Source organism: Psychrobacter sp. A3 (assembly GCF_028823565.1).
In the GTDB taxonomy this organism is placed as follows: domain Bacteria; phylum Pseudomonadota; class Gammaproteobacteria; order Pseudomonadales; family Moraxellaceae; genus Psychrobacter; species Psychrobacter celer.
In genome coordinates this window covers 1-23,472 of sequence record NZ_JAPEHS010000003.1, presented here as the reverse complement: position 1 = coordinate 23,472, position 23,472 = coordinate 1, and the positions used below count along the sequence as shown (strand labels likewise).

The 23,472-nt window shown below is 41.5% G+C and carries 15 protein-coding genes and 1 pseudogene; 12 read left to right on the top strand and 4 right to left on the bottom strand.

The window, feature by feature from the left end:
* The first annotated feature begins 1,033 nt into the window (after nucleotides 1–1,033).
* The 9 genes from NK638_RS01105 (at nucleotide 1,034) to NK638_RS01065 (ending at nucleotide 16,247) form a co-directional block, all read left to right on the top strand.
* On the top strand, nucleotides 1,034–3,916 hold the full coding sequence (locus tag NK638_RS01105) for a 2-oxoglutarate dehydrogenase E1 component (protein ID WP_274631595.1): 2,883 nt from the start codon (nucleotides 1,034–1,036) through the stop codon (nucleotides 3,914–3,916).
* Nucleotides 3,917–4,078: 162 nt separating this feature from the next.
* Nucleotides 4,079–5,326 carry a 2-oxoglutarate dehydrogenase complex dihydrolipoyllysine-residue succinyltransferase gene (gene odhB / locus NK638_RS01100; protein WP_274631594.1) on the top strand — a complete coding sequence of 416 codons (1,248 nt, stop codon included), beginning with the start codon at nucleotides 4,079–4,081 and terminating at the stop codon, nucleotides 5,324–5,326.
* A gap of 352 nt (nucleotides 5,327–5,678) precedes the next feature.
* A complete protein-coding gene (gene lpdA, locus NK638_RS01095) occupies nucleotides 5,679–7,133 on the top strand; it encodes a dihydrolipoyl dehydrogenase (RefSeq protein ID WP_274631593.1) in 1,455 nt (484 codons plus the stop codon).
* 186 nt (nucleotides 7,134–7,319) lie between these two features.
* Nucleotides 7,320–8,486, top strand: a complete 1,167-nt coding sequence (gene sucC / locus NK638_RS01090) for an ADP-forming succinate--CoA ligase subunit beta (RefSeq protein WP_274631592.1) — start codon at nucleotides 7,320–7,322, stop codon at nucleotides 8,484–8,486.
* A gap of 187 nt (nucleotides 8,487–8,673) precedes the next feature.
* A complete protein-coding gene (gene sucD, locus NK638_RS01085; RefSeq protein WP_274631591.1) occupies nucleotides 8,674–9,549 on the top strand; it encodes a succinate--CoA ligase subunit alpha in 876 nt (291 codons plus the stop codon).
* Nucleotides 9,550–9,661: 112 nt separating this feature from the next.
* Nucleotides 9,662–11,866: a glycosyltransferase gene (locus NK638_RS01080; RefSeq protein ID WP_274631590.1), complete on the top strand. Its 2,205-nt coding sequence runs from the start codon at nucleotides 9,662–9,664 to the stop codon at nucleotides 11,864–11,866.
* Between the two features lie 103 nt (nucleotides 11,867–11,969).
* Nucleotides 11,970–13,565: a hypothetical protein gene (locus tag NK638_RS01075; RefSeq protein ID WP_274631589.1), complete on the top strand. Its 1,596-nt coding sequence runs from the start codon at nucleotides 11,970–11,972 to the stop codon at nucleotides 13,563–13,565.
* A 170-nt stretch (nucleotides 13,566–13,735) separates the two neighbouring features.
* Nucleotides 13,736–14,794, top strand: a complete 1,059-nt coding sequence (locus tag NK638_RS01070; RefSeq protein WP_274631588.1) for an ATP-grasp fold amidoligase family protein — start codon at nucleotides 13,736–13,738, stop codon at nucleotides 14,792–14,794.
* A 94-nt stretch (nucleotides 14,795–14,888) separates the two neighbouring features.
* A complete protein-coding gene (locus NK638_RS01065) occupies nucleotides 14,889–16,247 on the top strand; it encodes an APC family permease (protein WP_274631587.1) in 1,359 nt (452 codons plus the stop codon).
* 62 nt (nucleotides 16,248–16,309) lie between these two features.
* On the opposite strand, the gene NK638_RS01060 is transcribed toward NK638_RS01065, so the two are convergent.
* The 4 genes from NK638_RS01060 to NK638_RS01045 are packed head-to-tail and all read right to left on the bottom strand — an operon-like array spanning nucleotide 16,310 to nucleotide 20,737.
* Nucleotides 16,310–17,347, bottom strand: a complete 1,038-nt coding sequence (locus NK638_RS01060) for an ATP-grasp fold amidoligase family protein (protein ID WP_274631586.1) — start codon at nucleotides 17,345–17,347, stop codon at nucleotides 16,310–16,312.
* A 2-nt stretch (nucleotides 17,348–17,349) separates the two neighbouring features.
* Nucleotides 17,350–18,441 carry a glycosyltransferase family 2 protein gene (locus NK638_RS01055; protein WP_274631585.1) on the bottom strand — a complete coding sequence of 364 codons (1,092 nt, stop codon included), beginning with the start codon at nucleotides 18,439–18,441 and terminating at the stop codon, nucleotides 17,350–17,352.
* 3 nt (nucleotides 18,442–18,444) lie between these two features.
* The gene (locus NK638_RS01050; RefSeq protein WP_274631584.1) at nucleotides 18,445–19,704 is read right to left on the bottom strand and encodes a nucleotide sugar dehydrogenase; all 1,260 of its coding nucleotides are present in this window, start codon (nucleotides 19,702–19,704) and stop codon (nucleotides 18,445–18,447) included.
* Between the two features lie 19 nt (nucleotides 19,705–19,723).
* Nucleotides 19,724–20,737 carry a capsular polysaccharide export protein, LipB/KpsS family gene (locus NK638_RS01045; RefSeq protein WP_274631583.1) on the bottom strand — a complete coding sequence of 338 codons (1,014 nt, stop codon included), beginning with the start codon at nucleotides 20,735–20,737 and terminating at the stop codon, nucleotides 19,724–19,726.
* A gap of 215 nt (nucleotides 20,738–20,952) precedes the next feature.
* Between NK638_RS01045 and galE the strand changes: the two genes are divergently transcribed.
* The 3 genes and pseudogenes from galE to NK638_RS01030 form a co-directional block, all read left to right on the top strand.
* Nucleotides 20,953–22,029: a UDP-glucose 4-epimerase GalE gene (gene galE / locus NK638_RS01040; RefSeq protein WP_274631582.1), complete on the top strand. Its 1,077-nt coding sequence runs from the start codon at nucleotides 20,953–20,955 to the stop codon at nucleotides 22,027–22,029.
* A 73-nt stretch (nucleotides 22,030–22,102) separates the two neighbouring features.
* Nucleotides 22,103–22,987, top strand: coding sequence for a UTP--glucose-1-phosphate uridylyltransferase (locus NK638_RS01035; protein ID WP_274631581.1), 885 nt, complete (start codon nucleotides 22,103–22,105; stop codon nucleotides 22,985–22,987).
* A gap of 3 nt (nucleotides 22,988–22,990) precedes the next feature.
* Nucleotides 22,991–23,472 (top strand): annotated as a pseudogene (locus NK638_RS01030) (glucose-6-phosphate isomerase); the annotation flags it as partial.

The window sequence follows — 23,472 nt, the reverse complement described above, 5'->3', positions numbered from 1 at the left end:
GCGTGTGTCAGCTTTTCAACCTACCTTTACAGGCAGCAGCGCAAGCGCGATGTGTTTTTAGCGTGCATCGATGACAGTATGATGGTAAAACTATATTGACAGTACGTTGGTCATGTGTAAGAAGGTCTGTGATAAAGACGCGCGGCCTATATAATTAGATACGCAATACTATTAGCCTACACTTGATATAGAAATCATAGGGGTAAGCGTACATTAGCTCAGGGTTTTGATGAGGTATTTGCCTTTATTTAGGTAATTTTAGTGCTTGATTAGGCCGAATGCTTAGGAAGATTTTGCTACTTTGGGTATAATAGCAAGCCAGCATCAGCCAATAATGATATCATTATATTGATAATAGATATTCATTATGTAAATACCTAGTATTGAACAAACAAACTATGTCGCAAAAAGTAGACATGCTACCCTATACAGCAATGTATATTTGGCTAAGAGTGTCACCTATCTCATTGATAGGATAACAGTTCAGCCAAAATAGCCGTATAAAAGACTAGCTGAAAGCAGGAAAACTGGCGACTCATTGGTTGCTAGCGTAATACCTATACGCACCTAACCAGCCATATATGTCAGGTGGATATATACTATGAGCTTGCCATACACCAGCATGGATAACCCATGGTTAATAAATGTTAGTTAATAGATTTGTTATGGCTTTTTGCATTATATATAAATTAATGTTGTGAAACGAGTTGGTTCAGAAAACTGAGCGTTCACAAATAGTTATATTTTTACCAACGGTATTGTAATAACTGCGATCATCACTACTTAGCTATTGTCGACACCGTATGTTAGCGGCAATGCAAAAGTAGACGAGAGACGGTCAGCGCTCAATTTGCTTGACTTTTGCTTGACGTAAGTTACGTCAGAGGTTATCCAGACTGTTGACAACCAATAAGCGCTCAGTCAATAAACGCTCAACCGCTGATGTGACACAAGGTTTACATAGCAGATATACGACAGATTACACAATAATAAGCACGATTCCATTCATTTATCTATCAAATAGACGATTATTATGAATAGTATAACCAAAGACGCAGCAGAGCTAGGACATACTGAACTGGCCGCTGACAATGCCAATTATATCGAAGCGCTCTACGAGCAATACCTAACAGATCCTGATAGTGTGGATGCGGACTGGCAAACGTATTTTGAACAGTACAAGTCGCCAAATGACGCCAAACACAATGCTATTAAAGATCAGTTTTTATTGCTGGCCCGCAATCAAACCGCCAATAAAGTCAACACCGACACCAGTAGCGCGTCTGCTGGCAGTGCCGACTGTGCGGATCCTAAACAAATGGGTGTGCAGCAGTTGATCTCAGCTTACCGCCGCCGTGGTCATCGCCGTGCCAAGCTAGATCCATTAGATCTGCATCCGCGTGCCGAAGTAGAAGATCTGACGCTAGAGTATCACAACCTATCAGAGGCCGATCTCGATACGGTATTTCCAACCAATGATTTAAACATCGGTAAAGACGAAGCGACACTCCGTGAGATCATTGAAATCATGGAGCGTGTATACTGCCGTTACATCGGTGTTGAATACATGCACGTGACCACCAGCACCGAAAAACGCTGGATGGAAAAATACCTCGAGACCAATCTAGGCTATATCGAATTTGATAAAGAAAAACGCCTATCTATCTTAGAGCGTCTGACAGCGGCTGAAGGCCTAGAGAAATATCTGGCTCGTAAATATACCGGCGTCAAACGTTTCGGTCTAGAAGGCGGCGAGAGCTTTATCCCGGCCATCAATGAAATCATCCAACGTGCTGGCGGCTATGGCACCAAAGAGATGGTCATTGGTATGGCGCACCGTGGCCGTCTAAACTTATTGGTCAATATCTTAGGTAAAAACCCTGCCGATTTGTTTGATGAGTTCGATGGTAAAGTACAGCCAGAAAAAGGCTCAGGTGACGTTAAGTATCATAACGGTTTTTCTTCTAACGTCATGACACCAGGCGGTGAGGCGCATTTGGCTCTAGCCTTTAACCCATCGCACCTTGAAATCGTAGCGCCCGTCTTACAAGGCTCGGTACGTGCACGTCAAGTTCGCCGTAACGATCAGCCGTTAATGGACAACAAAGGCGGTAACTCAGTGCTGCCAATCGTCATCCATGGTGATGCTGCTTTTGCCGGTCAGGGTGTGGTTCAAGAAACCTTCCAGATGTCACAGACGCGTGGTTATACCACGGGTGGTACGGTTCATATCGTGATCAACAACCAAGTCGGCTTTACGACCAGCCGTCAAGAAGACGCACGCTCAACCGAGTACTGTACTGATGTGGCCAAGATGGTGCATGCACCTATCCTACACGTCAACGGCGATGACCCTGAGTCTGTGGTGTTTGCTGCGCAATTGGCACTAGACTACCGTCATGAGTTTGGCAAAGACATCATCATTGATTTGTTCTGCTATCGTCGTAACGGTCACAACGAAGCCGACGAGCCATCAGCGACGCAGCCTTTGATGTATGCAGTTATCAAAAAACTGCCTACGACGCGTACTCTCTACGCACAAAAGCTCATCGCCGATGGCGTCCTTAGCGCAGAAGAAGAAAAACAGTACGAAAATGACTACCGTGAGTCGCTAGACCGTGGTGATTATGTCGCCAACTCATTGGTCAGCAAGCCAAACGAAGCGTTATTTGTCGATTGGAAGCCCTACCTAGGTCATGATTTGGTCGATGAATGGGATACCAGCGTCGATATCGAAAAATTAAAAGAGTATGGCCGCCGTATGGCGCAAATGCCAGAAGGCTACAAGCTACAGCGCCAAGTACAAAAAGTGGTCGATCAGCGTCTAGCCATGCAAACAGGCGAAGAGCCACTGAACTGGGGCGCCGCTGAAACTTTGGCCTATGCATCATTGGTCGATCATGACAATGCCTTGGTTCGTATCACTGGTGAAGATGTCGGCCGTGGTACTTTCTCGCATCGTCATAGTGAGATCTACAACATCAATGACGGCAGCATGTATGTGCCTTTATCACATATCAGCGAAAACCAAGCACGTTTTGCCACTTATAACTCGTTGTTGTCAGAAGAAGCGGTACTGGCCTTTGAATACGGCTATGCAACCACCGTACCCAACGCGCTCATCGTTTGGGAAGCGCAGTTTGGTGACTTCGTCAACGGCGCGCAAGTGGTGATTGATCAGTTTATCTCAAGCGGCGAGACCAAATGGCAGCGCGTTTGTGGTCTAACCATGCTGTTGCCACATGGCTATGAAGGTCAAGGCCCTGAGCATTCATCAGCACGTCTTGAGCGTTTCTTGCAGCTATGTGCCGAAGACAACATGCAAGTGATTACCCCAACGACGCCTGCACAGATTTATCATGCCTTACGTCGTCAAGCGGTACGCCCAATTCGTAAGCCGCTTATCGTTATGTCACCGAAGAGCCTGCTGCGTCATAAGTTGGCAACCTCTCACTTAGAAGAGCTTGCCAACGGTAAGTTTGAGACGGTACTGCCAGAGATGGATGAGCACAATGCAGACAACATCACTCGTATGGTGCTCTGTGGTGGTAAGGTCTACTATGATCTACTTGAGCAGCGCCGTGCGCTTGGCCTTGATCATGTGGCCATCGTCCGTATTGAGCAGCTTTATCCATTGCCAGAAAAACGCTTGATTGCTGAGATCGAAAAATACAGCAACCTAAAAGAAATCGTTTGGACGCAAGAAGAGCCATTGAACCAAGGTGCTTGGTACTATCTGGCGCCGCATATGTTCCGTATCGTCGTACCACATCCAACCAAGGCAAAAGTCATGGAGCCAGTGGCACGTCCACCGAGTGCCGCTCCTGCGACAGGGTCGCCAAAACTGCATGCTCAGCAGCAGCAAGCACTGATCGCAGGCGGTCTTGGTATTAGTGTCGATGAGCTGGCAAAGTAAGATAAGTGACAGACGTTCAAGTTATAGATTATAGAAGACACATGAAGCAGGCGATGACAGTCAGTACTGGCAATATCTATCAGTGACATTGTTGCACACAGTATTGACTGCCTATCACGACTTAATAACGCATATAAATATCCAAATCTAAGGAGTATATCGATGGCTGATATCAAAGCCCCCGTTTTTCCAGAATCGGTTGCCGATGGCACGATCGTCGAATGGCATGTCAGTGAAGGTCAGCAAGTAAACCGTGATGACCTATTGGCTGAAATCGAAACCGACAAAGTTGTTTTAGAAGTTGTGGCACCTGATGATGGTGTTGTGACCAAAATCGTCAAGCAAGTAGATGACACAGTACTATCTGACGAGCTAATCGCTGAGTTTGAAGCGGGCGCAAGTGGCAGCACAGACTCAAACGATGAGCCAGCAGTCAACCCAGACCAGCCAGCGGCACCAGTGCAAGCTAAGCAAGGTACAGATGGCGGTGAGCCAGTACAAGCCACTGACAAAAAAGACGAAGCTGACCATAAAGATCAAAGCCCAGCCGTTCGTAAAGCGGCCAAAGAGTCTGGCGTAGATCCGAAAAACGTCGAAGGCAGTGGCCGCGGTGGCCGTGTGACCAAGAGTGATATGGCAAACCCAACGCTAAAAGCCGACAGCTCTATCAAGTCAGATAGCGGTCGTCCTGTGGCAGAGTCAACTGGTGAGCGTACCGAAAAACGCGTTCCAATGACGCGCCTACGTAAGCGTGTCGCTGAGCGTCTACTGTCAGCTACTCAAGAAACTGCTATGTTGACGACCTTTAACGAAGTCAATATGAAGCCGTTGATGGACATGCGTGCTAAGTACAAAGCCCAGTTCGAAAAACGTCATGGCGTACGTTTAGGCTTTATGTCCTTGTTTGTCAAAGCGGCGACCGAAGCACTCAAACGCTTCCCAGCGGTAAACGCTTCACTAGACGGTGATGACATCGTTTATCATGGTTTTTATGACATCGGTGTGGCGGTATCATCAGATCGCGGCCTCGTCGTTCCAGTACTGCGCGATACTGACCGTATGAGCATGGCGGACATCGAAGCCAAAATCCGTGAATACGGTAGCAAGGCGCAAGAAGGCAAGCTTGGTCTAGACGAGATGACGGGTGGTACGTTCACTATCTCAAACGGCGGTGTATTTGGTTCACTCATGTCAACGCCTATCCTGAACCCACCGCAAACTGCTATCTTGGGTATGCATGCGATCAACGAGCGCCCAATGGCAGTCGACGGTAAAGTTGAGATTTTACCAATGATGTACCTAGCGCTGTCTTATGACCACCGTATGATCGATGGTAAAGAAGCGGTACAATTCTTAGTGACACTAAAAGAATTGGTCGAAGATCCTACTATGCTTCTTTTAGACCTGTAAGCTTATAAGCTTGTATTGGCAATCGCTGATACAAGTTTTTTAACTTTGGTATCGGCCATTGTCATTTGAGCAAAATCACGCTTAGCAATAATCAAGCCGTTTAATTATGACATTTAATGAAGACGCAGTCCTATAGGGCGGCGTCTGACGGCGGGTCGTTAGTACGCTTTATCGAGCTGTCTGCATTTGAGGCAGCCTACTGGCTACTAAATACTTCATCAACTAGACAGATGATTGACTCTGCGGTTAAAGATGAGATCGGTCGTTATTGCACAAAAGTGACACCATCGTGCCGATATACCTTACACAACATGAGCAAAATCTAAAATAATCTAAAAAATAGGAACGTACTATGAAAGACAATTATGATTTGGTCGTCATCGGCGGCGGTCCTGGCGGTTATGAAGCAGCCATTCGCGCAGGTCAGCTTGGTATGAGCGTGGCCTGTATCGAAAAACGCGTTTATAAAGGCGAGCCTGCGCTTGGCGGTACTTGTCTAAACGTCGGTTGTATCCCATCAAAAGCCTTGCTGGATAGCTCGCATCGTTATGAAGCGACCAAGCATGACCTAGCTGAGCATGGCATCAGCACAGGTGATGTCTCTATCGATATCGAGCAGATGATCGCTCGCAAAGAAGGCATCGTCAAGCAGTTGACCGGCGGCGTGGCAGCATTGCTCAAGGGCAATGGCGTTGACTGGCTACAAGGTTGGGGTACGCTCATCGATGGTAAAGGTAGCGAGAAGAAAGTTAAATTTACCGCGCTAGAAGACGACAGCGAAACGACCATCACCGCAAAAAATGTCATTCTTGCGGCAGGCTCTGTGCCGATCGAGATTCCAGTGGCCAAAACTGACGGTGACCGTATCGTTGATTCAACTGGCGCACTGGACTTTACTGAAGCTCCGAAGCGCCTTGGCGTGATCGGTGCAGGCGTGATCGGTCTGGAGCTAGGCTCTGTATGGCGCCGCTTGGGTAGTGAGGTCGTGGTATATGAAGCACTACCGAGCTTCTTGGCTGCTGCTGACAAAGACATCGCCAAAGAAGCCGGCAAACTGCTGAAAAAGCAGGGCCTTGATATCCGTGTCGATACCAAAGTCACCAACGCTGAAGTCAAAGGCGATCAAGTCGTTGTGACCAGCGAAGCCAAAGGCGAGTCGAGCGAGGAGAGCTTTGATAAGCTAATCGTCTGTGTCGGTCGCCGTGCCTACTCTGAAAAACTACTGGGCGAAGACAGCGGTATCACCTTGACCGAGCGCGGTCTAATCGATGTCGACGAGCAGTGCAAAACCAATCTAGATGGTGTCTATGCCATCGGTGATCTGGTACGTGGTCCTATGCTTGCGCACAAAGCGATGGAAGAGGGCATGATGGCCGTCGAGCGTATCCATGGCGAAAAAGCTCAGGTCAACTATGACACCATTATCAACGTCATCTATACCCATCCAGAAATCGCATGGGTTGGCATGACTGAGCAAGAAGCCGAAGAAGCAGGTTATGAAGTCAAAACTGGCTCATTTAACCTAGCGGCCAACGGTCGTGCGCTCGCGCAAAGCGAAGGCCAAGGCTCTATCAAAGTCGTCGCCGATGCCAAAACAGATCGTTTGTTAGGTATGCATGCCATCTCTGCAGGCGCAGGTGATATCGTCCATCAAGGCATGATCGCGATGGAGTTTGTTTCTAGTATCGAAGACCTGCAGCTGATGACGTTTGCTCACCCAACGATCTCAGAAGCAGTACACGAAGCGGCGCTATCTGCAGATGGCCGTGCTATCCACGCTATCCAGCGTAAAAAGCGTAAAAAATAAGTCGTTCGCTACCGTTGCAAAACAAGCAAACAAATAAGTAAGTATCGATTTATGACTTGACTATTTAGGCGTCAATGATAGTACTGCTATCGGCGCTGCTGTTATGGTCATAAGTGCGCCAGACTCTGCTCTACGCGCACTTATTTTCACTTTTTATTAATTGTAAAAAAACAAAGGATACAATCAATGAATTTACATGAGTATCAAGCAAAAGAGCTATTAAAAAGCTACGGATTGCCTATTCAAGAAGGCATCATCGCCCACAATGGCGACGAAGCTGCTGCTGCTTTTGACAAAACCCCAACCGATATCGCCGTCATCAAAGCACAGGTACACGCTGGTGGCCGTGGTAAAGCGGGCGGTGTAAAGCTGGTTAAGACTCGTGAAGAAGCCAAGCAAGTGGCAGAAGAGCTTATCGGTACCAACTTGGTCACCTTCCAGACTGATGCTGATGGTCAACCCGTCAACTTCGTCTTGGTTGCAGAAGATATGTATCCAGTACAGACTGAGCTATATCTTGGTGCTGTGGTCGACCGTGCTACCCGCCGTGTGACCTTTATGGCATCTACCGAAGGTGGTGTTGAGATTGAGAAAGTTGCAGAAGAAACGCCAGAAAAAATCTTCAGCATCACTGTTGATCCATTAGTTGGTCTATTGCCTTTCCAAGCTCGTGAAGTTGGTTTCAAGTTAGGTCTTGAAGGCAAACAAATCAACCAGTTCGTTAAACTAATGACTGGCGCATACAAAGCGTTCATCGAAAACGATTTCGATATGATTGAAATCAACCCACTAGCAGTTCGTGAAAACGGCGAATTGGCTTGTGTTGACGGCAAAATCGGTGTTGATTCAAACGCGCTATTCCGTCAGCCAAAAATTGCTGAGCTACATGACCCATCACAAGAAAATGAGCGCGAGCTAAAAGCGGCTGAGTTTGACCTAAACTATGTCGCTCTAGAAGGTAATATCGGTTGTATGGTTAACGGCGCTGGTCTTGCCATGGCGACCATGGACATCATCAAACTGTACGGCGGCAAGCCTGCTAACTTCCTAGACGTGGGCGGCGGTGCAACCAAAGATCGCGTTGTAGAAGCGTTCAAAATCATCCTAGAAGACAGCAGCGTAGAAGGCGTTCTAATCAATATCTTCGGTGGTATCGTACGCTGTGACATGATCGCAGAAGCCATCATCGCTGCGGTCAAAGAAGTCGATGTACAAGTACCTGTCGTCGTCCGTCTAGAAGGTAACAATGCTGAAAAAGGCGCGCAAATCCTAGAAGAGTCTGGTCTAAAACTGGTCTCAGCTCAGGGCCTCGCAGACGCTGCACAAAAAATTGTCGAAGCTGTAAAAGCTTAATACCGATTGCGCCAGTGCTTTAGAGTAGGGCGATAAAACCAAACTCTAAGCATATAAGCGCTATCGCATAGTCGTCAAAGCGTGATGGCACTTGCTAGGCTCGGATCGTCATTGTCAGATCATTATTGATAGTGGTCATCAGTCGTCAAGTCGCTGTCACAAGACAACCGAATACAAGGAAAAAATAATGAGTGTATTAATCGACAAAGACACCAAAGTATTGGTGCAAGGTTTTACTGGTAAAAATGGTACTTTCCATTCAGAACAAGCTATTGAGTACGGTACTAAAGTTGTGGGTGGTGTAACCCCAGGTAAAGGTGGTCAAACTCACCTAGGTCTACCAGTGTTCAACACTATGGCGGAAGCTATGAAAGCGACTAACGCTGATGCGTCAGTTATCTATGTTCCAGCACCATTTGTATTAGATTCAATCATTGAAGCAGTAGACGCTGGCGTTAAGCTAATTGTTGTGATTACTGAAGGTGTTCCAACGCTAGACATGCTTAAAGCGAAGCGTTACATCGAGCAAGCTGGCGATGTGAAAATGGTTGGTCCAAACTGCCCAGGCGTTATCACTCCAGGTCAGTGCAAAATTGGTATCATGCCAGGCCACATCCACTTGCCAGGTAAAGTGGGCATCATCTCACGTTCAGGTACTTTGACTTATGAAGCAGTAGCACAGACTACTAAGCTTGGTTTTGGTCAGTCTACTTGTATCGGTATTGGTGGTGATCCAATCCCAGGTATGAACCAAATCGATTGCTTGAAGATGTTCCAAGAAGATCCACAAACTGAAGCGATTGTACTAATCGGTGAGATTGGTGGTACTGCTGAAGAAGAAGCTGCGGCATACATCAAAGAGCACGTAACTAAGCCAGTTATCGGTTACATCGCTGGTGTTACTGCCCCTAAAGGTAAGCGTATGGGCCATGCTGGTGCAATTATCTCTGGTGGTAAAGGTACTGCTGAAGAGAAATTCAAAGCATTCGAAGATGCGGGCATCGCTTATACTCGCGACCCATCTAAGATTGGTGAAACCGTTAAAGAAGTTACCGGTTGGTAAGAGTAAAATAGACATTAGCCTACAGTTAAGCTACTAAAACTATATTGAAATATGATTAAGACACCCCTACAATGGGGTGTCTTTTTTTGCTTAGCCACATGGATCAACAGTTATGTCAGATGCTCAGAATGAAATCAACAACCTCAAAAAAATGCTCATTGAGTTGAGCCAGCGAGTAGAAGATGCTGCAATTGATTCTAAAGTCAATGCTCATACAAATATCGTTAACGATGAAAACGATTCTGAACTATCTCTAAGTTTCAGTAAGTTGAGAAAAGAACTAGAAGAAGCCAACTCTAAAAATCGAATATTAACTCAAGAAATCACATCTTTGAAAACAGAAAAAGAAAACTTAGAGTATGAAAATAATAAGAATATTAAGAAAAAAGACCATTATGCAAAACAGATGGAACAGCATGAAAAAAATAACAGAAAACTTTTTGAGCTATACTCAGCAGACAAGAAGGAGCTTTTTAATTACAGGCTATTAACTGAAAAACTGAGACAAGAGATAGTTAGTCTAGAAAATAATATTGAAAAACAAGAGCAACGCTACGATAATCTGAAAAACCAGTTATCATATAAACTCGGCAGCAGGATAATTGGATTAAAAAAATCAAAAGACTTATTAAAACTACCAAAAAATTTATTGGACGATTATGTTTCTGTTAAGTCTAAAATTGATAACTCTTCTACCTTATCACTCATAACGCAAACTGTGCCTTCAGCCTCGCAACCAATTTATAATAATAATAGAGAATATACAATTTTCAATAAAAGTGCGACTTTGCCACTCAAAAGTAAACCCAACACGATTATTTTTAATCAAGGCTTCAAAGGATCTTTAGATTTGCAGCTATATGGTGTAAAACCCTCTGCAACTGTTGACATTGAACTAACAATTCGCGCACATCAAAGCGATGCTATTTTCAGAATAATGCCAGATCTAAAGCATGTGCATCATCTTTCTGCTAACGAAGCTATGACGATTACTATTACGGTTAATGATGATCAAGCTCATCAGTTTATGCAAGTAATGAGTTCCAACGGAACTATTGAAGTTGTTTTTAGAAAAAAACGTGGTGTTCCTTCTTTTATACATCTTTTACAGATAGGGCATCATAATAATATTATTTTAGATAGTGATAGCCTGAACAATAGTAACGAAGTTATTTCCAATGAGAGAATAATTCCTAAGCCTAAGAAGAAGAGTTCACTATTTAGAGAGGCAATAGAGATACAAAAACAACAGGGTTTTGACATTGCACTATTATTTTTAAAAAAATATACTCCTGAAGATCAAAAAAGTACGATTAATATTTTTTATGCCAACAATGAACTAATCAATGAAACAAGATGGTTAAGCTATATAAATACATACATTAAAGATCATGGTATGCAACCTATAGAGTTAAAAGAAAACGAAAAAGAAAAATTTTATCGTATTCATAGTTCAACAAGTTACAAAGTCGAAGATAGAACAAAGATATCTGTCATCATGCCAGCGTACAATGCTGAGAAGACAATTGAACTTTCTATGAAATCAATTTTAAATCAAACTTGGCAAAATTTAGAGTTGATTGTTATTAATGACTGTAGTGCTGATCGCACATCTGAGATTATTAAAAAGATAGCTTTAACTGATTCAAGAGTTAAGTTTATAGATAACCCATGTAATGTGGGGGCATACGTTTCCAAAAATCTAGGCTTAAAAATTGCAACTGGCGATTATATTACTGGACATGATGCTGATGATTGGGCTTATCCGCAGCGTCTTGAGCAGCATATGAAACTTATAAGGTCTGAAGTTACACCGCCTCGTGCTAGTAATACACGTATGATCAGAATGGAAGAAAGTGGGTATCTACCGTTGTATCCATTCGGTCCATTCTGCCATGATGGAGTTATGAGAGTGGCTTCTATTACCTGTATGTTTGAAGTAAATTTCTTACGTAATACGCTAGGAGGATGGGACTGTTCTCGTTTCGGTGCCGATAGTGAAATTATAAGCCGCTGTAAAATGGTCATTGGTGATGAGTTTAAAAACTATAAATCATTAAGTATGATTTGTTTAGATGAGCCTACTAGTCTGACCAATCATCCTATACACGGTGTTTCTAAAACTTCGGGTATATCTCCCACGAGGAAGTTTTACAAAGAGCAGTGGACAGAGTGGCATAAAACCATCAATAAGAATGATGTATACCTAGAGTTTCCTCATTTAGATAGGAAGTTTCAGGTTCCTGAAGGTACAGAGATACCGAAAGAAAATATATTAAGAGCTATTAAGAGTATAGAAACAAATTTTAATTTTTAACTGCTTTTTATATTAAATGATTATATAAATAATTTAGGCTATTTCGAATATCAAATAATGCTTAAAATCCCATTTTTCTAAATTCTATCAAATTAGGCTACTTATGAATGTTAAAAAACTTGAGAATCAGTACTTTGTTTTTGCTAGTGATTTGGAAAATCCAAATAAATTCTTTCAAGGTTACTGTTTTGTAGGTACTGATTATATTTTTGGAGATATAGGTAGGCAGAAGTACTACGATGAGACAGGTAATAACATTTTTGGAGGGGAGGACGGCTGTTACGTAATAGCTGAAAGCGTAGATGATAGTTTTTTATTATCATCTGATTTTTCTGGAAATAAAAAAATATTTTATTATTGGACCCCTGATTTTTGGGTTGTTTCTAATTCTATATTTTTGATTGTTGAGCATTTGAAAGATAATAATATTAATATATCTGTTAATTATTCGCAATTAGCTGCAATAGCAGTACCTAGAGGTTCATTCTTTAATCAGCTATATTCTATTGATACTTTCGTGAATAATATCAAGTTGCTCCCTATTGGTCATAGTCTAAAAATATCAAAATCAAGATATTCTATTGAAAAGATTGAGAAAACTAGAAGCTTTGATAGCTACGAAGAAGGATTGTCTATATTTATAGGAACTTGGATTGCACGATTAGCGGGATTGCTTAATCATGGTATAAATATAAAGGCAGACTTAACCGGTGGTGCAGATTCAAGAACTGTGTTTACATTTTTGAAGAAAGCAGCAGAAAAAACTATACGAGCTAATAATATCCCTGTACTGCGTTCAGGATCTACTCCAAGTAATACAACTGATTTAGAAATTGCTACAAAAATTGCCAATATTTATAATTTTCCCATTAATGAAAAAGGTATCGATAGAGTCAATACTTTCTCAGGAGAAGAGTCTTTTTTATCTTGGAAAATCCTTTGTTTAGGAGTATATCATCCTGTATATTTTCCTAACTCTGGACCTCAGCATCATATAGTATCACTTGGCGGTGCAGGTGCGGAGAATCATCGTCATTTTTATAAAAATCCTAGTGTACAGGATTTTGTAAACTCTAATGCTTCTAAGGTGTCACCAAAATGGTTGTCTTATAATGTTATTGCGGACCTTGAGACAGAATTGCAGAGAATGACTAATGCGAACTCTGAAATGGATCCATTAATACTGCACTACCGAGAATATAGGAATAGAATGCACTCGGGTAGGACACCACAATACATATCACTATTCAATCCTCTAGGCTCTAAAATTCTAGAAGATGTATCTGAGGTCGCAGGTGAAAACAGATTAAAGGTAGGCCAACTCAATTATGATCTTATGGCAACTCTGCTTCCCGATATCTTAAATATACCATTCGATAATGAAGCAAAAGCACTCAATGAAGTCAGGAAAGAAAACCTTACAGTTCTAGATAGCTGGCAAGAGTTTGAAACTGGTAATGTTTATATCGATAATAATCCTAAAATTCATGATAAAGAAAAGACCTTACCCGCACTACAGTTGCTAAATATTGATTTTCAAAAGGCTAAAGAGAATAGTTTTGTTAAAGAATTTTTTGGTACAGAATTTATTGGACAAGCTGAGACAGCCATGGCTGATGCAATTGAGAGTAAAAGGTTTCCTCATGCTATTTATGCGCAAAGTATTGCAGCTATTATTGCAGCCAGCCTTTTTGATTAGAACAAATGTTTTAGTGGGATTTAAATCATATTTCTGTATCTAATCTTTAGTTTTAAATTTATGAATTAAAGATAGATTAACCCTTTATAAATCTTCAGTCTCATCACTAGTATAATTGTTTATCTTAAAATTATTATACTTTTCTAAAACGTTTTAATTATAGGTGCTCGATGAATATTGAGAAAGAAAAATTAAATAAAGCAAAAGAAGAATTAGATAAAATAAAACAAGAGTTTAAAAAAAACATTTTGAATTTAGAAGAGGTTTTAGATAGTTTAGTAATTGAAAGAAATAAGAAGAAATCAGCTAATGAATGTTTCCTAGAAATAGAACTAATTATGTCTGATGCTCTAAAGCAATTACCTACTAGAATGACTAAGCAAAGGTACTTATCAGTAGTATTAAATAATGAAAAAAAGTATTCACAAATAGAAAAACAAATAGACTTAATATTCTTTAAAAGAATACTAAGAAGGAAATATGGTCTGACAGTTAGTCCAGGTGGGAATGACAAGTTATTAGATATGAAGTTTGCTGATGCTTTAAACATACCGACTCCTTCTGTATATCAACAGAACATCACATTAGACAATGTAAGTTTTGAAAAGGCTCCTTTTGTTTTGAAGCCTACTTACGGTTCGAATGCTAAAAACGTTTTTTACGTGCATTCCATAAGTAAGATTGTGGAAGCGAAGTCTGCGAGATGTTTTGATTCAATATCAGCTATGAAATCCTACATAAGTGCCTCTGGTTATAATAAAACCTGGCAGACAGAGCAATTGATGACAGGTGTTGATGGTAAACCTTCTACCGATTTAAAAGTTTATGCTTACTATGGCGAAACAGGTGGTGTCATGGAGGTGCTTCGAGAGGATAAGACTTATCGTTGTTGGTATTCGCCAGAAGGCAAAATTCTTGAATCCGAGAATTTAAAGACCGAATGGTTCAATGGCAATGGTTTTAGTCCTAAATTACTTGAATATGCTAGTAAAATAGCATTAGCGACACCTACACCATTTCTAAGAATAGATTTTTATCAAGACGAAAATGACTACTATCTTGGTGAGATTACTCCTCATCCTGGGAAATACTATACAGAATATAGTAATCAGGTAGATAGTCAGTTAGGCCGCTGCTTCGTAGAGGCTGAAGCTCGTTTGTTTGCCGATTTAATAAAAGGTAAAAAATTTGATTTGTATTTTGATACTTATAAAGGGTACTTGAAGTAACTTACAAACTTGTTATCAAGGAATAACATGTATAAATTTGACTCTGTAATGAGTGTGTTCTCTTATTGGAGTGTTGGTTTTCAAGGAGGATTCTATGAGCGACAGTACTGAAAGTATTAGTTATTTACAAGCGATAGCAATTAGTGTAGGTGCAATAATAGGGTGGGGTGCCTACATTATGCCAGGCGATCTCTTCTTGCCCCAATCGCAGTTATTGGGGTCTTCGATAGCAATTGTTATCGGTACAATAGCTATTTATACGGTAGCACAGGCATATATCAACTTACTAGCTCAAACTCCTGAAGATGAGTCAGGAGGAATATACTGGATTGAAAAATATCTTAATAAGAAACATGCTTATGTTTACGGGTGGGGGGTAGCTATAGGGTATATATCTATTGTTGCTTTAAATATTTCTGCTGTAGCATTATTATTAAGATATCTGATACCCAGTAGTCTACAAATAGGTTATTTATATACTATTGCAGGTTGGGAAGTTTATGCAAGTGAAGTAGTTGTATGTAGTGCTGCTATTTTGCTATTCAGCTATATTAATCTAAAGGGGATGCAAGTTGGTGCTAAGGTCCAGTTATATATAGCTTTATTTATGATACTGTCAGTAACTGCTCTCTTTTTTGGATCTCTTTGGGCTGTGCCAGCAACTCAGACGTTCTTACCAAACAGTATAGAAACCAGCTCAGTCACAAGTTTAGCATGGATACCTATTCTGGCTATAATGCCATGGGCTTATGTTGGTTTTGAAACCACACCCCAGATATCCAAGTCTATTGCAAATTCTAAGACGAAAACTAAAAGTATAATCTTAATCTCATTAGTAGCAGGATTTTTATTCTATTTCTTAATAAATTATTTTACTGCATTGAATATGGATTTTGATTATCAGCGTATTAAAAATAGTGCTTGGGCTACGGGTGAAGGAGTTGATAGTCGTATTGGTAGCATGGGTATTTGGCTGCTATCAGTTGCTATGATTGGTTCAATTTTAAGTGGTATAAATGGTTTTATACTCTCTTCAGTTAAGTTGCTAGAATCAATGGGTCAGTCATCTTTATTGCCATCAGTTTTTATTAGTAATAATCAATTTAGCAAAAAGAGAATAGTAATCTTAATATGTTTAATCTGCTTATTATCTCCATGGCTTGGTAGAAATTACTTACTTGATATCGTAAATATGGCTTCTCTAGGTATCACTGTTGGATTCAGTTATGTGACGATAGCAGATCTTATTAATGAGAGACGGAAAAATAAGGCTAATATTACTAATTACCTGTCTGTTATAGTAAGCATAGTATTTATACTATTACTTCTTTTACCTTTTTCACCTGCCGCATTATCATTAAATTCTTATATACTCTTAGTATGCTTTGTTACTATAGGTGCTGTAGGCTACAAAAAATTAAGTATAGACTGTTATTTAGAAAAAACTTATTAAAGTCTTATAACCTTATAAGTCGGTTGTGAGTTTTAATTGCCGTAGGCTTAGTGCTTTGACAGTTATTTACGATTATAAAACTCTGAATATCTGTCAAAGTGTTTTTGATCTAGCAAGTCTCTAAATAGCCTAGCCTCTGCTTCACAGAAAAATTTACCTAACTGCTTATCCAATTCTGGACTATACTCTGGAAAGTAACGACCAGGATGAGGTGTCAACTCTCCTAAGTAGTAGCCATTTGCACCTTTATAAAAATCGATACGCATAAATGGAGCAGGAATGTTCAAAGATATTTTCTTAGCGTATTCTATTACTTGAGACTCAAACCCTGTTCCTTCGAACCATGGCTGGCTACGACGTTCACTCTCTAATATTTCGCCTTCAGCGTTGTACCAGCACTGATAGGCTTTATCTGTTCTTTTTATTTCTAATACGGCTCCGATTTTTCCATAATAAGCATATACTTTTATATCATGAGCTGCTTTCCCGTTATTGTTCAATATAAGAGTTTCAGTCTGCCACAAACCTTGGATTTGTCTACGAGCTATTTCTGCTTTGAATGCCTCCAAGCTTGTAAAAGTCTGGTTTGTTTTGACTTCTACTATGCTCTCGCTGTTAAAATAGAGGAAAACGTTTCTAGAAGAGCTACCAAAAGAAGGTTTGATAACAATATAGTCAGAAAATTCAATATCATCAAACTTACATTCACTTTGAAGCAGTTCTACAGTTGGAATGTCTAGAGATTTTGCAAATTCTTGGTCTATTTTTTTATTATTGTTCCAAGGAGATATATGGTAGTCTATAGCACTCAGATGCTGTTTGAATCGCATATACTCTACTTGTTTTGCTACATGAGAGTATGTAGCAGGTAAAGACATATAAGGGGTGATATATGATTGTCTGATCTCTTTTAAAGGTATGATTTTATATACTTTTTTTAAGCTCTCTGTGTATTCTTGGCTGTCTCGTCCGTATAACAGCGCTACTCTATCTAAAGTCAAACTTATATGTTCCTGAATAGCTCCAAACTGCTTAATATTTATATCAAGCTGCGATAGAGCATTCATCAATAATTTAGGTGGAGTGACTTCATTAGTCATAATTATATTAACTCTCTTAAAGGTGAGCAACCATACTTATCAAACCCTGAGTCTTTCGAGGTAGTTAAAGAATCTTTTCGCAGTAGCCCAATGGCTAAAGGAAGTTTAATATATTTAATAGAGTTTTCTTCATGATTAGAAAGGATTTTATTAAGAAAGCGCTTATCTGACTCAATTCTGCGCTGATCATCAAACCCTCCTAACGCTTCTATTGTCTTTCTATAAATCATCATTGAAGAAAGGTTAAGCCGTAGAAGTGGATAGTTTTGACGACAAATAGGCAATCCTGTCTGATCATCTACTCTAAAAAAATTAGAAAAATTGGCTATAGTATGGGGATTTTCATTCAACTGTAATAGTTGTCGTGCGACACGTTCTGGATGTGACCAATCATCTGAATCCTGAAAAGTTACAAACTCGCCAGATGAATGTTGTATACCGATATTTCTAGCGTGATATGTGCCACGATTTTCTTTAAGTTCAATGATTTTTATGGATGAATACTTTTTGAGCACTTCTACAGTACTATCAGTGCTAGCATCATCGACTACAATGATTTCAAGATTGTTAATGGACTGATTCAACAAAGAGTCAATACAGTTATTTATGAAATCTACAGAATTATAGGTAGTGACTATAATGCTGACTTTTTGAGAGTTATGAATTTTTTTTACTTTTTTACGATTATTACCAATAGTAAGTCTATTGCTTTTAACTAAGTTGATAGGTTGTAGCCCATACTGACGGTAAAACCTATAAATGAGTAGTTTTGCCAATAAAGGTTTATGTCGCATAAGAGCGATTTTTATAGCAATTAGCGTATCAGCTTGTTTGTAAAAGCGCAGAGGAGGGATATCTCCTAGAGCTATTCTTAAAGTATCTTTAAATGGTCTAGGAATATCATCACGTTGGTTGCAGAGCTCTAGAGTCAAGTCAGGATAGACATATCCTATTCTGTATAGAAGCTGGAGAGCGTCCTTTCTTTTTAAGTCAGTAATGGTATTAGAATTAAGCAGACCCTTTACCAAAGCGTCTGCTTTAGAATAGTGCTGAGTTTGAACATAGTGTTCAAACTTTTTTAATATATGACTCATCGGTTATAAGCGCCAATCTGGATTTAATAGTGCCCCTTTCACATCAATTATAACTTTAGACTCAGTACAAAAACTATTGATTTTATCATCTTCACCTACGAAGTCTGCATGATTAACAGCAACAATAACTGCATCAAAGCTGTTTTCTTCAATGCTCTGATAGTCAACATGATGAACATTTAAACTATTCCAGTCTTCATTAGTCACCCAAGGGTCAGAGTAAGTCATACGTACGCCATACTTCTCAAGCTCAGCTCCAATATCAGTTACCTTAGTGTTTCTTACATCAGGACAATTTTCTTTAAACGTGACACCTAGTAATAAAATACGGGCATCTTTGATGTTTTTCCCTTGCGAGATAAGCTTCTTAATAGTCTGTTCAGCCACAAACTTGCTCATAGAATTGTTTATGGATCTCGAAGTTAGTATCAAGTTCGGATTTAATCCTAAAGATGAAGCTTTATGAGCGAGATAATAAGGATCTACACCAATACAATGCCCACCAACTAGACCGGGCATTAATTTGATAAAATTCCATTTAGTAGCAGCCGCTTCTATAACTTCATGAGTATCTATACCGACTTCATTAAAAATAAGTGCTAGCTCATTGATCAAAGCAATATTGACGTCGCGTTGAGTGTTTTCAATAACTTTAGACGCTTCAGCAACTTTAATAGAGGATGCTTTAAAAGTACCTGCAGTGATTACTGAGTTGTACAGCTGATCTACTATATCGGTATAGTAAGTATTTGAGCCTGACGTGACCTTAAGTATGTTTTCTACAGTACGCAGCTTATCTCCTGGATTTATCCGCTCTGGAGAGTACCCAACCCCAAAATCATCGTTCAATTTCAACCCAGACTTTTCTAACTCAGGAATACATACTTCTTCTGTTGCTCCTGGATAAACGGTTGACTCATAAATAATAATATCATCTGATTTAATGACTTCACTTAGCATCTGCGATGCTTTAATCAATGGTGTCATATCTGGTAGGTTGTTATCATCGATTGGCGTAGGAACCGTAACGATAAATACATTGGCTTCAACTAGTTTGCCGGTTTCAGAAGTAAATGTAAGGTTGGAAGTATTTTGTAAGTACTCACTAGTGACCTCTCTGGTCTTGTCGATGTTATTCGATAGCTCGCTAATACGTGTTTCATTTATATCAAAGCCTATAACATCGTATTTCTTTGCAAATGCACAAGCCAGTGGTAAACCTACATAACCCAAACCTATCACGGCGATTTTTTTAGAAATCATTAGATGACCTTTTTAAGAATTAACTAGAAAACAATATTCGGCTATTTAAGGTAGTCGTTTTTAGAGTATAAGCATAATAGCAGATATAAAATAACTGAGAAAGTAACGGTATGTTTGATTTTGCATCACTATTATAGAGATTCGCATAAAAAGGTCGCCCTAATACGGTGACTTTTTTTCCTCTGAGTAACGCCTCAAATCCACCCAGTGACGTAATCGTGTAGACGTGATCGATGGTGTCCAATGCATCCACCAAATGAATAGACTGGGTAAGGATTAGACAGTTCAAGTCAGTAAGGGTGCTAACGACAGAGAGGTCATCTAGTGTCATCGGATGTGGTTTGACAATGATTTGCGCATCAGGATTGTCGTCGATGGCCTGATTGACCACATCCAGCAATATGATATCTTCACCGCCACCGTATTTTAATGAGTCATCATGCGGCACTTGTCCTAGTACCAGTACCCGTTTCTTAGTTTTCACCCCATAGATGGGTGCGACATCGACATAAGGCTGATGATTGTATTTGCTCACCCGATGCGAGATATAATAATCTAGCATTTCTTGCGCCCATTCATCGTCGTAGCTGTCTTGCTCAAAGTCAAAGTTTGCGATGAGATCAGTCAAGTCATTAGGCCTAGTAGTATCAAAATACGGCGCTTGGCTATCCATTACGATAGACAACGGCGGCGTGTTACTATCATCATCAGGACCTGAACGGATAAAACCATCTTCTAAGAAAAAAATATCTAAACCTTGCTCACGGATATAATCGATAAAGTATGAAGGTGCCTTATAGCCCCAAATATAGATGACAGGATTGACCCGACTGATAAAGGGTTTGAGCCACTGTTCAAAATAGCGCTGAGTAAAGTGCCGCTGAATCTGGATATGAAATGACTCAAATACCCAGTCGCCCACCATATCTCGCCATGGCCACATACCGACGACCAAGGCTAACCGTTGTTCAGGCTGGCGATAGTGTTTGTAGTAGCCTGAGAGTAGTGGCTGGATATAGGCTTCAAATTTCATAATATAATGGATAGCTTGAGTAGGTAGAAAACAAATACCAGTATAACGTGCTTCAACCATAATGTGCTAAAGTCAGCTTTGATCTTTATGGCATTTATAGCTGGCGATAGCTGTATATAAGCTATTGATGTTGGTAATATTGATTGGTTACCAGTATAGTTGCATTTATAATCAAAAAAATGAAATAACACACAATAAAATTGTTGGCACTGTCTATGAAACAAAAAATCCTCGTCACAGGCGGCGCAGGCTACATCGGCTCGCATACTTGTATAGCCTTGCATCAGGCAGGCTACGAGATAGTTGTTTATGACAATCTATCTAATAGTAGCCGTGAAGCGATAAATCGTGTCTCTCACCTTATCGGTGTACCTATTGAGTTTATTAAGGGTGACATCCGTGATGTCAAGGCATTGAGGCAAGTATTTGACGCGCATCAATTCTTTGGTGTCATACATTTTGCCGGATTCAAAGCCGTCGGTGAGTCCGTCGCCAAGCCCTTACTATATTATAATAATAACGTCAGTGGCACCATCACCTTACTCGAAGTCATGGCAGAGTACGACGTTAAAAACCTTGTCTTTTCCTCCTCTGCTACGGTTTATGGTGATCCTGAAACCCTGCCTATCGATGAGACTGCCCCGCGCTCCTGTACCAATCCCTATGGTCAGAGCAAACTGACCGTCGAGCATATCCTAGAAGATCTAGCAGTCTCCGATCCTAGCTGGAGTCTAATCTCTCTGAGATACTTCAATCCAGTGGGCGCGCATCCCTCAGGGCAGATAGGTGAAGACCCAAACGACATTCCAAATAATCTCATGCCCTATATCTCGCAAGTCGCTGTCGGTAAGCTGGAGAAGCTTAGCATCTTTGGCAATGACTATCCGACCATCGATGGTACAGGCGTTCGGGATTTTATCCATGTCAGTGATTTGGCAGCCGGTCATGTCGCGGCATTGAACTACCTACAGCAGCAAGTTAACTCAGAACAAAACAGCTCTGATAAAGCCAGTATCAATAAGAAAAGCTCAGTAGGGTTTTTGCCTATTAATTTAGGAACTGGCACAGGTACGTCTGTGTTAGAGCTGGTCAATGCCTTTACCGACATCACAGGGCAGCGCGTGCCGTATCAGTTTGTCGCGCGGCGTGCCGGAGATATTGCCAGCTGCTATGCCAGTGCCGATAAAGCAAAGTCGCTACTTGGCTGGCAAGCTAAGCTGTCTGTCGCGGAGATGTGTGCAGACACGTGGCGCTGGCAAAGTCAAAATCCAAACGGTTATGATAGCCACTGAACGCAATGTACTCAGTACGAGTAAAACCCTATCATGCTTCTACTTTATAATAAATCGATTTGAATAAACCACTATGAAAAATATCACCCACGCCGTTATCCCCGTCGCAGGCTTTGGCACCCGTATGCTGCCACTGTCCAAATCCGTACCCAAAGAGCTACTGCCGCTGGGCAATCGCCCCGCCATTCATTATGTAGTGGCAGAAGCCATCGCTGCTGGTATCAAACACATCGTCCTCGTCGGTCATGCGCAAAAGAGCGCGATCGAAAACTACTTCGATATCAATGCCGAGCTAGATACGCAGCTGCGTCATAAAGGCAAAGACGCACTGGCCGATAGCCTCAACTGGCTGCCAGAGGATGTGACGGTGTCGATGATCCGTCAAGGCAAGGCATTGGGGTTGGGTCATGCGGTATTGGCCGCTAGACCTATTATAGGCGAGCATGACTTTGCCGTGTTATTGCCTGATGTGGTGCTCGATCCATACACCACCGACATGAGCGTGGATAACTTAGCCTTTATGATCGATGCCTTTGCCAACGATGGTCATTCACAGATATTGGTCGAGAGCGTGGCAGATGAGGATGTGCATAAATACGGTATCGCGCAGTTGAGTCAAGCATTTAGTGATGTGAGCGATATCGATGACAACACAAACAGCAATAGCAGTGTTAAGGTGGCAGGGTTCGTCGAAAAGCCCAGCTTAGCAGACGCACCGTCCAATCTCGCCGTGGTCGGCCGGTATGTGTTTAGCAATCAAATCTTTGATTATTTGGTCAATACCACAGCCTCGGTCGGCGGTGAGATTCAGCTGACCGATGCCATCGATGCGCTTATTAGTGAATCGGGGGTCAATGTGACGACGATGCGCGGCGATAGCTATGATGCTGGCGATATGCGCTCATATATGCAGGCGTTTGTCTATTTTGCCGAGCGCCAACTCGCGGATGATAAGTAACCCATGGACGATAGACAGCAAGATAGCGCTTATCGCAGCGCCCGCCACTCGTTATATTGGTCGCAGCTACAGAGTGTAGCGGCGCAGCGCTGGTCGGTGGCGGATTTGTTTGCGCAAGATGCCACGCGCGCCACGCGTTTTAGTACGCGGGCGGGGGCGCTATACATGGATTATAGCAAGCAGTGTATCGATACGTCGGTGTTATCCGCTCTGTTAGGGCTTGCTGATAGCTGCGATCTATCGGCTCGTATCGAGGCGCTGCTACAAGGCGCAATGGTTAATACCAGCGAGCAGCGCGCGGCACTGCATACAGCGCTACGTCTGCCAGCGAGCGCCGCGCTACAAGTCGGCGAGCAAGATGTGGTGGCTGATGTGCATCACAGTCTGGCGCAGGTGGCTCGCCTATCAGCGCGGGTACGCAATGGCACGTGGCGTGGGTTTTCGGGCAAGGCCATTACTGATGTGGTCAATATCGGCGTCGGCGG

What these genes read in the sequence shown, in the direction of transcription:
- galE (WP_274631582.1), top strand. Translation starts at nt 20,953, where the DNA reads ATGAAACAAAAAATCCTCGTCACAGGCGGCGCAGGCTACATCGGCTCG.
- sucD (WP_274631591.1), top strand. Translation starts at nt 8,674, where the DNA reads ATGAGTGTATTAATCGACAAAGACACCAAAGTATTGGTGCAAGGTTTT.
- NK638_RS01055 (WP_274631585.1), bottom strand. Translation starts at nt 18,441, where the DNA reads ATGAGTCATATATTAAAAAAGTTTGAACACTATGTTCAAACTCAGCAC.
- NK638_RS01070 (WP_274631588.1), top strand. Translation starts at nt 13,736, where the DNA reads ATGAATATTGAGAAAGAAAAATTAAATAAAGCAAAAGAAGAATTAGAT.
- NK638_RS01080 (WP_274631590.1), top strand. Translation starts at nt 9,662, where the DNA reads ATGTCAGATGCTCAGAATGAAATCAACAACCTCAAAAAAATGCTCATT.
- NK638_RS01105 (WP_274631595.1), top strand. Translation starts at nt 1,034, where the DNA reads ATGAATAGTATAACCAAAGACGCAGCAGAGCTAGGACATACTGAACTG.
- NK638_RS01035 (WP_274631581.1), top strand. Translation starts at nt 22,103, where the DNA reads ATGAAAAATATCACCCACGCCGTTATCCCCGTCGCAGGCTTTGGCACC.
- odhB (WP_274631594.1), top strand. Translation starts at nt 4,079, where the DNA reads ATGGCTGATATCAAAGCCCCCGTTTTTCCAGAATCGGTTGCCGATGGC.
- NK638_RS01065 (WP_274631587.1), top strand. Translation starts at nt 14,889, where the DNA reads ATGAGCGACAGTACTGAAAGTATTAGTTATTTACAAGCGATAGCAATT.
- NK638_RS01060 (WP_274631586.1), bottom strand. Translation starts at nt 17,347, where the DNA reads ATGACTAATGAAGTCACTCCACCTAAATTATTGATGAATGCTCTATCG.
- sucC (WP_274631592.1), top strand. Translation starts at nt 7,320, where the DNA reads ATGAATTTACATGAGTATCAAGCAAAAGAGCTATTAAAAAGCTACGGA.
- NK638_RS01075 (WP_274631589.1), top strand. Translation starts at nt 11,970, where the DNA reads ATGAATGTTAAAAAACTTGAGAATCAGTACTTTGTTTTTGCTAGTGAT.
- NK638_RS01050 (WP_274631584.1), bottom strand. Translation starts at nt 19,704, where the DNA reads ATGATTTCTAAAAAAATCGCCGTGATAGGTTTGGGTTATGTAGGTTTA.
- lpdA (WP_274631593.1), top strand. Translation starts at nt 5,679, where the DNA reads ATGAAAGACAATTATGATTTGGTCGTCATCGGCGGCGGTCCTGGCGGT.
- NK638_RS01045 (WP_274631583.1), bottom strand. Translation starts at nt 20,737, where the DNA reads ATGAAATTTGAAGCCTATATCCAGCCACTACTCTCAGGCTACTACAAA.